This is a genomic window from Streptomyces sp. NRRL S-920 (assembly GCF_000717945.1).
Classification (GTDB): Bacteria; Actinomycetota; Actinomycetes; order Streptomycetales; family Streptomycetaceae; genus Streptomyces; species Streptomyces alboniger.
Genome location: NZ_JODF01000025.1, coordinates 128,338 through 138,247, shown reverse-complemented (window position 1 = coordinate 138,247; position 9,910 = coordinate 128,338). Strand labels below are relative to the sequence as shown.

Genomic DNA, 9,910 nt, shown 5'->3' with positions numbered 1-9,910 from the left:
AGAGGTAGGGGAGGGAGCCGATGACCATGCCGGTCGCGGTGAGCGTGGAGTCGCCCCGGCTGGTCGCGATGCCGAAGTCGGTGAGCAGGATGGTGCGGTGACGAGGTGTTCCTGGACGTCCGATGTCCTTGGCCGCCCAGACCCGGCCGAAGCCACCCGTGCCCAGGACGTGCGACAACCGGAAGCGGCCGCCTAACAGCAAGCCTTCCACCCCTTGGGCACAACCGCCCGCCCCCTCATCTGCGCTAGCGCCGGGTCAGTAATAGTGACGATGTTGCCAGGGTTCAGGGAATCCGGCTCCACACTCGCGGAGAAGGTCGCTTCCCGACCCGTGGCGCCCGCAGCAGGACACGGAAAGCGAAACGGCCCCTGCTGCGCCAGCGCTCTGGCGCAATCTCCGCAACCTACGGAACATGCCACCGCGCTCAGCGGGAACGCGTCCGCCAAGCCCGTGCGAAAAGTTCGGGCAGGGGGCCGGCGACGGGCCGGGAGTAGACCTTGCGCCCGATGACCCGGACCCCGAGCAACTCAGCCTTCCAGGTCTCCATCGGAGGGTAGAACTTGTCCCCGCCCGCCCAGTCGCCGGGCAGGAACACCCCCCGCCCGGCCCGGGGCCTGCGGTCGGTGACCGCCAGACCCGCCTCGACGAGCGCGGCCGCAACAGCCTTGTGGTGCGCGGGCGTCCATCGGTTGAAGCGGCGGATACGGCGGTCGGTGGGCACGGGCAGGGCGAGCAGTTGCAGATACAAGGTGGCGGCGTCCGTATCCAGGCCGGTGGTGGCGACCGCCTCTTCGACCACCTCTGGCGCGGACAGCCGGGGATCGGACTCGTAGCCGCCCGGCGGCAGCGACCCCTCGGTTATGCGCTGTACGATCCGCTCGAACTCGGGACCGCGCAGCCGGCGGACCAGCGCCAGATGCGAGTCCTCCGCGTCGACCACGGCCTCCAGACGCCGCGAGCGCTCGTCGGCCCCGTAGCGGGCGGGCCGGAAGTACACGCCGGGTGCCTCGCGCTCGCCGCGCCGGTCGAACCCTGCCTCGGACACGACGACCAGGCCGTCGTCCAGCGTGGGATGGGCGAGCGGCTCGGCGGCGTCCAGGTAGGGCAGGGCGCCGGGGAAGTCCGGCAGCAGGCTCGCCACGGTGTGGCCGCGCAGGCTGCGGCCCCGGGCGGAGAGCAGCAGATCCGGGTGGGCCAGGCGCTCCCGCAGCAGCCGTACGGTCTCGGGTACGCCCCGGCGTACGGGGTCTCCTTCGGGAAGCTCGGCGTACACCCAGTCGACGGCGTCGCAGACCACGGCGAGCAGCTCCCTGAAACGGAAACCCTCGTCGCCCTCCCAGCCGCCGCCGCTGATGCTGTTCACCCGCAGCCTGGTGTCAGCGTCGCGGGTCAGCCGAGGCTCGCGCGCGGGATCGGCGAACACGGCGCATACGGCTGCCGGGGCCATTCGAACATCACTGTGCTCGGCGGCGACGGCGAGCGTCGACTCGGGCACGGCGGGACGTACACCCTGTTGCCTGCGCCAGGCCTCGGCGATCCGCTCGGCGAGCGCCAGCTGCCCGCCCTCCAGCCACAGCTGCTCGGGGTCCGCGGGCAGCACGTCGGCCAGCAGATCGAGGCGCTCGGCCACCCGCAGGGACGTCAACTCCCGCTCCCCTGCCTCGGCTTCGGACTGCTTGAGTCCCATCACTTTGCGCGCCTCGGCATCGAGGCCCCGGTACCCGTACTTCACATCGGGTATTCCGGCGAGCAGCAGCGCGGCAGCGGCCCGGCTCAGCCCGGTCCGCTGGGCGAGCACCGCGGACGCCGCGCGATCCCAGGGCGCGGGGCCCTTCTGCCGTACGAGGTGCACGAGGCGCCGCAGTCGGTCAGGTGTGTCCCAACCGGCCGCGGGCACCGGCTCGGTGGCCGTGATCCGACCTGGTACCGGCGGCTGAGCGGTGCCGGTGCGCAACTCGACGAAGCGCTGCCCGTCCTGGCCGGTGCCGAGCCCGTGCAGAGCGACCACCGCGCCGTCGTGGGTCCGAGCGGCGTACGTGTCCTTGTCGGCGAGTTCGAGGACACCCGTACGCATCCGGCTGCGAGCCTCCGGGTCGGCAAAGGGAGTTTCCGCCCACGCCTCCAGCATCGCCAGCTGGACTGCGCGCAGATGGTCCTGCACGTGGAAGGAGCTGGCCCGCAGGGCCACGGCGCCGCACCGGCCGATGAACCGGTACCAGTTCCAGCCCCGGTAGCGCGCGGGCACCTCCTTGCCGCCCCCGGTCAGGTAGTCGCCGACCTCGGCTACCCCGGTGAGCGTGCCGGGCCCCCAGTATCCGGAACCTTCGATGAAACCGTTGAGGGCCTGGGCGATCCACTTCTCATCGAAGGGCTGTGCGGGGCGTATCGGGGTGTGAGGCATGCGGCCATCCTGCCGGATCGCCGCGCGCCTGCCTTTCGCCGGTGCCGGGCACGCGCGGATCCCCGCCACCGGCCCGCATATTCGTTTGCCGTAGGCGAATCATGTCGGATAGGAAGCCCCCATGCTAAAGGGCAGCAAGATCGGGCTGAGGGCCCGCCACGAGGACGACATCCCCACCCTTCGGACCGAGCTGTACGACGATGTGGTGGGCTCGGCGCGGGCCGAGGCCGGGCCGTGGCGTCCGATATCGCCCGGTTCGAAGGACCCGCGGCTGGTGGTGGACGACACGGCGCAGGGCAGCGTCCCGTTCTCCGTCGTGGAGCTGGAGGGAGGCTCCCTGGTCGGCACCGCGGCGCTGTGGGGCATCGACAACCACCACCGGTCTGCCCACATCGGACTCGGGCTGCTGCCGGCGGTACGCGGCAAGGGTTACGGCACGGACGTGGTCGCGACGCTCTGTCACTACGGTTTCGTGGTCCGCGGCCTCCAGCGGCTACAGATCGAGACTCTGGCGGACAACCACGCCATGCTGCGCGCCGCCGAAAACAACGGCTTCGTCCGCGAGGGCGTACTGCGCTCCTCGGCGTGGGTGCTGGGCGAGTTCCTGGACGAGGTAATCCTCGGACTCCTCGTCCAGGACTGGAAGGCGAACTCGCGGGGCTGAAGCCCAAGTTCTTCATAAGTCCTCCAGCCGCGGCTCTCGACAGCGATGTATTGATAACTTACAGAAGTTGCTTATGCTGTTCTGGGCGGTCGCCGCCACCGCGTGCCGCGGCATGTTCGGCCGCCCTCTCTTCACCGTCGAGCCCAAAAACCGTCGTGAGAGGAACGCATGACTGTTCGTGTTGGTATCAACGGCTTCGGCCGCATCGGGAGGAACGTCTTCCGGGCGGTTGCCGCCCGGGGTGCGGATGTGGAGGTCGTCGCGGTCAACGACCTGGGTGACGTGCCGACCATGGCCCATCTGTTGGCCTACGACTCGGTCCTCGGCCGCTTCCCGGAGGAGATCACCGCCGAGCCCGACGCGATCCGGGTCGGCGACAAGACGGTCAAGGTCCTCGCCGAGCGCGATCCGGCCCAACTGCCCTGGGGGGACCTGGGTGTGGACGTCGTCATCGAGTCCACCGGAATCTTCACCAAGGCGGAGAAGGCCCGCGCGCACATCGACGGCGGTGCCAAGAAGGTGATCATCGCCGCGCCCGCCGACGGCGAGGACGTCACCCTTGTCCTCGGGGTGAACGACGACGCGTACGACCCCGAGCGTCACGCGGTCATCTCCAACGCCTCCTGCACCACCAACTGCCTGGGCGTCCTCGCCAAGGTGCTGCACGACACCGTCGGCATCGAGTACGGAATGATGACCACGGTCCACGCCTACACCCAGGACCAGAACCTCCAGGACGCCCCGCACAAGGACCTGCGCCGCGCCCGCTCGGCGGCCGTCAACGTAGTGCCGACGTCCAGCGGCGCCGCCAAGGCAATCGGCCTGGTCCTGCCCGAACTCCGGGGCCGCCTCGACGCGTTCGCGCTGCGAGTTCCCGTACCGACCGGCTCGGTCACCGACCTGACGGTCACCACGAGCCGCCGCACCACCGTCGAGGAGATCAACGAGGCCTACGCGAAGGCCGCCGCCGGCGCGTACAAGGGGCTGCTCTCCTACACCGAGGCCCCCATCGTCAGCTCCGACATCGTCACCGACCCGGCCTCCTGCATCTACGACGCCGGTCTCACCCGTGTGATCGGGCCGCAGGTCAAGGTCGTCGGCTGGTACGACAACGAGTGGGGCTACTCGAACCGCCTCATCGACCTGGCGCTCAAGGTCGGCACCTCACTCTAGGGCCTGTTGACAGCCCCAGGGCCTGCCGGCCGTCACGACCGGGTCTGGTGGCCGAGGTCCGCGAGGCGGGAGAGCGCGGGGAGCGCCTCGGTGATCGCCCGCTGGTCCTCGGGCGCCAGTTGGGCGACGAGGGGGACCAGGCGGCGGATCCGGTCCTCCAGACGGGACGCGCCGACCTGCCGCCCGGCGTCGGTGATGTGGACCAGGACGGCACGCCCGTCCGTCGGGTCGGGGCGGCGTTCCACGAGGCCGTCGTGCTCCAGGCGCGTGATGAGCTGGGTGACTCCTGGCTGGCTGATCTGCTCGGTCTCGGCGAGCTTCGTGAGCCGGGTGGGCCCCCGGGAGGTCAGGGTGTCCAGCACGGACAGAGTCGTGAAGGACAGTGTCTGTAGGGCGGGCAGGCGAATGTAGAAGCGGTTGAAGTTCTCGATCGCCGAGATCAGGGCGCTCACGTCCAGGTGGTCCCGTGGACTGTTGGTGTGCGAAGTGGTCACCCTCGAAAAATAGCGCACGCTTATATAGCCTCGTTGATGCATTGACGGTCGGCGCTTCCAGCGGAATGGCTTCGGGAAGTTCGCCGGCTACGGCCTGACTTGCCCTCAGCCGTTCACCAGGTCGTGGTACCCGGCCGCCAGTCCGCCGCCCGCCGCCTCGGCCAGCTGGGCCACGACCGGATGGACCAGCAGTGCGGCCACGCTGCCCGCCAGCGCGGGGAGGTTGGTGGCGAACCAGCGCCGGACATATGCCATCGTCGTCAGGTCCGTCTGGGGGGTGGTCACGGCCTCCTCCAGCTCGTCCAGAAGCTCGGCCGCGCGGTCGGTGGCCGGGTCCTCCGGGGGAATCTCCGCTCGCACGGAGGTGAACGCGTCATGCAGTGCGGCCAGTTGGGCCTCGGTCACGGTGGCCGTCGTCCTGGCGGCGTCGTTTCCGGCGGCGACGACGTGGTTGCCGTCCCCGACCACTGCTTGACCGGAGATGTCGCGGGCTCGAAGGGAGCGGGCCTCTGTTGGCTTGTCGGACATGATGTCTCCTCGGTGTCGGGCGGAACCCCGTCAGGCGGTACTGCGGTTAGGCGGTCAGGCCGTCTAGTAGGTCAGGGAGTCATGCGGTGGGATTGAGTGTTGTTTCCGACGGTGACTCCTGCGTGTAGGCGTGAATGTCCATGCCGATCGAGTCGCCGTCGTGGGTCACATCCAATTTCGCCGTGTACGAGCCTGGGGCCTGCGGGCGGAACGTGACGATCATGGTGCAGCGGAACTGTCGGTCGCCGGTGGGTGAACACCCTCGGTGCTCCAAGGTGAAGGAGGCCGGCTCGGTTTCCGGTGTGACGGAGAAGGTGACGCTTTCGTCGGTGTCGCAGTCGTAGCCGTCGTACAAGAGTGTGCGACTGTCCTCACTCCCCACGGGCAAGGGTTGGAAATTCGTTGAGCTGACGCCCACCAGAAGGCAACTGGGTGGCCGTCGGCTCTCGGGTTTCGAGGGGGCGGGGCGGGACGGCTCGTCCGGCCGGTCGTTGCCGGGCGGTCGGGGATCGTCGCGCCGCTCGTCCTCCCGCCGCGGCGGCGGCTTCCCGGAGGGCCTGCCTGCCCCCGGGCGCGAGGGTTCGAACGTACCGGGGCGCTCGGATGCGGCGGTGGCGCCGGGAGCGGAAGGCGGCGTGGTTGCGGGCCGCGCGGCGGGCGTGCTGCCGCCGCCCGACATGAGCAGTCCCGCCAGCAGGCCCCCGGCTCCCAGAACCAGCACCCCGATCCCGGTCGCCAACGGACCGCTCAGCCCTCCACCGGAGCCGGCGAACGAGCCTGTCCCGTCCTGCTGTGCGCCTTCTGCCGACGATCGGTCCGTGCCGCCGGTGCCCTGGCCGACTGCCACTCCGACAGCCGCCGAAGCCACCGACGCGGCCGCACTCACCAGGCCGAGCGCCTTACGCCGTACATCTTCCTCCCGTGCGAAGTACGTGACGTCCTCGGTGGCGTCGAGCCTGACAGCGGCCGCTCCGCCCAGCGCCAGCACCTCTTTCCACGCACCCCAGCACAGGCTGCGGGCCAGTACAGGAGCGGCAGCCCGCGCCAAGTCCCGTACCGCCGTGTCGTCGCCCTGTCGCGCGGCCTCCCGGAGAGCGCGCCGGATCAGTCCCGACCCGGCTGCGACCTCGCGCCGGGCGGGGCGTTGACCGATCCAGGTGGCGAGGTCCGGGGTGGCGTCGGCCGCGCTCCTCAGGGTGCCGGCCCTTTCGGCGGTCAGGACGGCGAGTCGTCCCCGGGCTCGGTAGCCGCCGCTCTCATGGGTGACCAGGCGCAACTGTTGGAGTTCCGCGCACGCCCCCGCCACCGGGGTGCCCGCACCGACTGCTCCGAGAAGGGCCGTGGGGATGGAAAGAGGCTGGAAGGCGCACAGGGCACCGAGCAGGTCGGCTGCTCCCTGGCCGAGCCGTCCGGCGAGCCCCGAGGCCACCGCGGTCTCGTCCGCGGTGAAGGCCTCAGCGGTGCTGCCACCGGCTTCCAGCAGGGCCGCTGACGCGACCAGGGCGCGCGGATGTCCGTGCACCTCGGCGGCGAAGCGGGCCGCCTCGCGTGACTCCGCGTCGCTGAGGGGCCGGCCCAGTTCCCGTTCGAGCAGGGCGAGCGACGCGCTCGCCGACAGTCCGCCGAGCTGACAGGCGCGGGTGGCGGATCCCGTTTCCGTCGGGCCCTGCTCGGTGGAGGCGACCAGTACGTCGCAGCCGGGCAGTGTGTCCCGCAGCACGGCGAGCCCGTCGGAGGCAGGGTCCGTGAAGTCGTCGATGACCACCAGTGCCTCGATGGGGGCCATGAGTCGCTTCAGCCGTGCCGAGCCCGGTTTGTAGTCCTCGGTGTCGTAACAGGCCTGGAAGATCTGCTGGAGGATGTCCTCGGTGTCCGAGCCGCCGGCCTGGATGAAGATCACCGGTGCGTCCGGTTCGCGGTCCGCGGCGACGCGGCTCAGCAGCGCCGTCCTGCCGCTGCCCGGCGGGCCGTGCAGCCGGACGGCGTACCCCTCGGCGAGCCGGTTGTTGACGCGGGCGAGTTCCTCGTCGCGCCCGAGCAGCACGGGGGCCCGCGGGGGCCGGACCCAGTCCGCCGGCCGTGGGCGGCGCCGGACGCGTGGTGGTCCCTCGGCGCTCGGCGCCACGGATGATCCGTGGTCGAACACGACGATGTGGTTCACGACGTTGACGTCGTTGTGGTCGCCGACGACCAACTGCCCGCTGATGTCCCGCGCTTGGACGCTCGTACCCAACTGCCGCCCCGCCCCCCCGTATCAGCCCCTGGGACAGCAGTACAACAGGCCGCGATGCCCGTAAACCCCGTGGCATGACTTGGAGGGTTATTGCTTGCTTTACTACTTCTTCTAGCGGAAGTTGACCGCTTTGTGCGGGCGGGATCGTGCGCGAAGCCCCTAGCCGGACATGCTCCGGATGCCCTTGCTGCGCGTGGCCGTCACCGCGGCGACGGTCACCAGGGCGGGGAAGACCAGCATGGCCGTGGTCGGGCTGAAACGGGCCAGGAGGGCGCCGGCCAGGGCGGGAGCGAGCGCGGCGGCTGAGCCTGCCGCGAGCAGCACGCAACTCACCACGCGGCCTTGCAGGCGGTCCGGTGTGACGGCGGCCTGGTGGGCGAAGAGCGCCGCGTTCGCCGTGGGCCCGAGGAAGACCGCGGCGGCCAGCGGTATGGCGGCCGTCACACTGCCCGCCAGCAGCGCGCTCACCGCCATCAGCACGGCCGTCGTCCAGCACAGCAACCGCATCAAGAGGGGCAGCCGCAACCGCCGCTGGAGCGCGGGGGCCACGAGGGCGCCGAGGAAGCCGCCCAGCGCGAAGATCGTGCCGGCCAGACCCACCAGGGCCGGGGTGACGCCCGCGTCGAGCAGGGCGAGCGTCATCGCGAAGATCATGCCGGTGAAGGCCATGTTCAGCGGCGCGGCGATCACCAGCAGGGCGCGCAGGAAGGGATGTCCCAGGAGGAAGCGCAGGCCTTGAGCCGCGGAGGCGGCGGCGGTCTTGGCCGCTTCCCGCCGGACCTCCTGGAGAGGCCGCCGGATACAGGCGACGGCCACGAGGGAGAGCAGGTGGCTCAGCGCGTTGCCGAGGAAGGGCAGGGCGCGGCCGAGCCCGAACAGCACGCCGCCCAGCGGCGGACCGGTCAGCGAGACGGCGTACGCCCGCGCCTCGTTGCGGGCGACGGCCGCGGTGAGCTGGTCGGGGCGGACCAGGTTGCGCACCGAGGCGTGCTCGGCGGTGCTGAAGACGGCCGTGGCGGCGGCACCGGCGATCACCACCGCGACGATCACCGGCAGGCTCGCGGCGCCCGCCGCCACCGCCCAGCCGAGCAGCGCGTACCCGGCGAGCCGCAGCACATCGCAGATGATCATCAGGCGGCGGCGGTCGAGGCGGTCGGCGAGGACACCGGCCGGCAGCCGGCACACCAAGGTGGTGACGAGTCCGGCGGTGCCGACGAGCCCGGCCTGCGCGGGGGACCCGGTCTGCTGGAGCACGAGCAGCGGCAGCGCCAGTTCCAGCATGGCGCCGCCGAGGTCGGACAGGCACTGCCCGCTCCACAGCAGGTTGAAGTCGCGGTTGCGCCACAGCCCCGGTGACCGGTCGCCGTCCGTCTCGGCGCTGCCCTCGCCGACGGACGGCCGGCTCACAGCGGATCCCCCGCCGACGCGGTCCCGGCCCCGCCTTCCGCGCCGGCCATGTCCGCGCCTGCCGCACCGCCAGGGCCCGGGTCCGTCGGGATGACCATCATTTTCGTGACGGAGCCGTCGTCGGCGACGACATCCCGGACGTGGCGGAATCCCAGTCGGCGGCACAGGGCGAGACTGGCGGTGTTCTCCGCGCCGACCATGCCGTACGCCTGGCTGAGCCCGAGGTTGTCGGCGGCGTGCCGGAGCAGGCCTCGTACGGCCTCCCCGCCCAGTCCGAGCCCCCAGTACGCGGGGGCGAGCGCGGTGATGAGTTCATGGCCGTCGACGTTGCCGGTGGGCTTCACCTCGGCGTGCCCGACGTAGTCGCCGCCCAGCCACAGGCCCCACACGTCGAACCGGCACGTGGGGTAGACATCGGTGAGGATGGCGCGGAACACCTCACGCAGTTGCGGTTCGGGCACGAGGTCCTGGCCCATCCAGCGGCACACCTCCGCGTCCCGCAGCAGCGCGACGAAGTGGTCCTCGTGCTCGGGTCGGTACGGGAGGAAGTGCAGGCGTTCGGTGTGCAGTTCGGGGGTCATGGCGGGCTCCTCGGGAGTGATGCCGTGCGGTTGGTGGGCCGAGGGCGGTGGGGCGCCGGTACGGCGACGCGTGGGGGTGCCGGGCCGGCGCGGGTGCGGCCGGCCCGGCGTGCGGGTGCGGGCGGGGTCGGTCAGGCCGGGGTGTTCTCCATGCGCTCGCGCAGGCTCTTGGGCCGCATGTCGGTCCAGACCTCGTCGACGTAGGCGGAGCACTCGGCCTCGGTACCCTCCTTCCCGACGGGCTGCCAGCCCGCGGGCACCTCGATGTCGGCGGGCCAGAGGGAGTACTGCTCCTCGTCGTTGCGCAGCACCTGGTAGCGGGTGTTCTCGTCCATGTCGCCTTCTTTCACGGTTCGGTTCAGGGGGGTCGTGGCTCGGTTGACGGGGTACGGGCGGTCGGGGCGCGGGGTGCGTGAGGGCCGTGCCGG

General features: G+C 71.0%; 9 protein-coding genes and 1 pseudogene. 2 read left to right on the top strand and 8 right to left on the bottom strand.

Going from position 1 to position 9,910, the window contains the following annotated elements; all coding sequences use genetic code 11:
* A pseudogene (locus tag IG54_RS41380) lies at positions 1–202 on the bottom strand (hypothetical protein); the annotation flags it as partial.
* Positions 203–425: 223 nt separating this feature from the next.
* A complete protein-coding gene (locus IG54_RS0119530) occupies positions 426–2,402 on the bottom strand; it encodes a hypothetical protein (RefSeq protein WP_030785582.1) in 1,977 nt (658 codons plus the stop codon).
* Positions 2,403–2,523: 121 nt separating this feature from the next.
* On the opposite strand from IG54_RS0119530, the gene IG54_RS0119525 reads away from it, so the two are divergent.
* Both IG54_RS0119525 and gap read left to right on the top strand, forming a co-directional pair.
* Positions 2,524–3,066, top strand: a complete 543-nt coding sequence (locus IG54_RS0119525) for a GNAT family N-acetyltransferase (protein ID WP_030785579.1) — start codon at positions 2,524–2,526, stop codon at positions 3,064–3,066.
* A 168-nt stretch (positions 3,067–3,234) separates the two neighbouring features.
* Entirely contained in the window at positions 3,235–4,239 is a 1,005-nt protein-coding gene (gene gap / locus IG54_RS0119520) for a type I glyceraldehyde-3-phosphate dehydrogenase (RefSeq protein ID WP_030785576.1), read from the top strand.
* A 32-nt stretch (positions 4,240–4,271) separates the two neighbouring features.
* Here the strand turns inward: gap and IG54_RS0119515 are convergent, their stop codons facing one another.
* The 6 genes from IG54_RS0119515 to IG54_RS0119490 form a co-directional block, all read right to left on the bottom strand.
* Positions 4,272–4,733, bottom strand: coding sequence for a MarR family winged helix-turn-helix transcriptional regulator (locus IG54_RS0119515; RefSeq protein ID WP_030785572.1), 462 nt, complete (start codon positions 4,731–4,733; stop codon positions 4,272–4,274).
* A 105-nt stretch (positions 4,734–4,838) separates the two neighbouring features.
* Positions 4,839–5,261, bottom strand: a complete 423-nt coding sequence (locus IG54_RS0119510; RefSeq protein ID WP_030785570.1) for a hypothetical protein — start codon at positions 5,259–5,261, stop codon at positions 4,839–4,841.
* Between the two features lie 79 nt (positions 5,262–5,340).
* Positions 5,341–7,494 (bottom strand): ATP-binding protein, encoded by a 2,154-nt coding sequence (locus tag IG54_RS0119505; RefSeq protein ID WP_158708888.1) that lies wholly within the window; start codon positions 7,492–7,494, stop codon positions 5,341–5,343.
* 159 nt (positions 7,495–7,653) lie between these two features.
* Positions 7,654–8,901 (bottom strand): MFS transporter, encoded by a 1,248-nt coding sequence (locus IG54_RS0119500; RefSeq protein ID WP_063756242.1) that lies wholly within the window; start codon positions 8,899–8,901, stop codon positions 7,654–7,656.
* On the bottom strand, positions 8,898–9,482 hold the full coding sequence (locus IG54_RS0119495; protein WP_051819681.1) for a GNAT family N-acetyltransferase: 585 nt from the start codon (positions 9,480–9,482) through the stop codon (positions 8,898–8,900). The genes IG54_RS0119500 and IG54_RS0119495 overlap by 4 nt, the downstream gene beginning before the upstream one ends.
* Positions 9,483–9,613: 131 nt before the next feature.
* Entirely contained in the window at positions 9,614–9,817 is a 204-nt protein-coding gene (locus tag IG54_RS0119490) for an MbtH family protein (protein WP_030785559.1), read from the bottom strand.
* Between the last annotated feature and the right edge of the window lie 93 nt (positions 9,818–9,910).

What these genes read in the sequence shown, in the direction of transcription:
- IG54_RS0119530 (WP_030785582.1), bottom strand. Translation starts at nt 2,402, where the DNA reads ATGCCTCACACCCCGATACGCCCCGCACAGCCCTTCGATGAGAAGTGG.
- IG54_RS0119525 (WP_030785579.1), top strand. Translation starts at nt 2,524, where the DNA reads ATGCTAAAGGGCAGCAAGATCGGGCTGAGGGCCCGCCACGAGGACGAC.
- gap (WP_030785576.1), top strand. Translation starts at nt 3,235, where the DNA reads ATGACTGTTCGTGTTGGTATCAACGGCTTCGGCCGCATCGGGAGGAAC.
- IG54_RS0119510 (WP_030785570.1), bottom strand. Translation starts at nt 5,261, where the DNA reads ATGTCCGACAAGCCAACAGAGGCCCGCTCCCTTCGAGCCCGCGACATC.
- IG54_RS0119495 (WP_051819681.1), bottom strand. Translation starts at nt 9,482, where the DNA reads ATGACCCCCGAACTGCACACCGAACGCCTGCACTTCCTCCCGTACCGA.
- IG54_RS0119490 (WP_030785559.1), bottom strand. Translation starts at nt 9,817, where the DNA reads ATGGACGAGAACACCCGCTACCAGGTGCTGCGCAACGACGAGGAGCAG.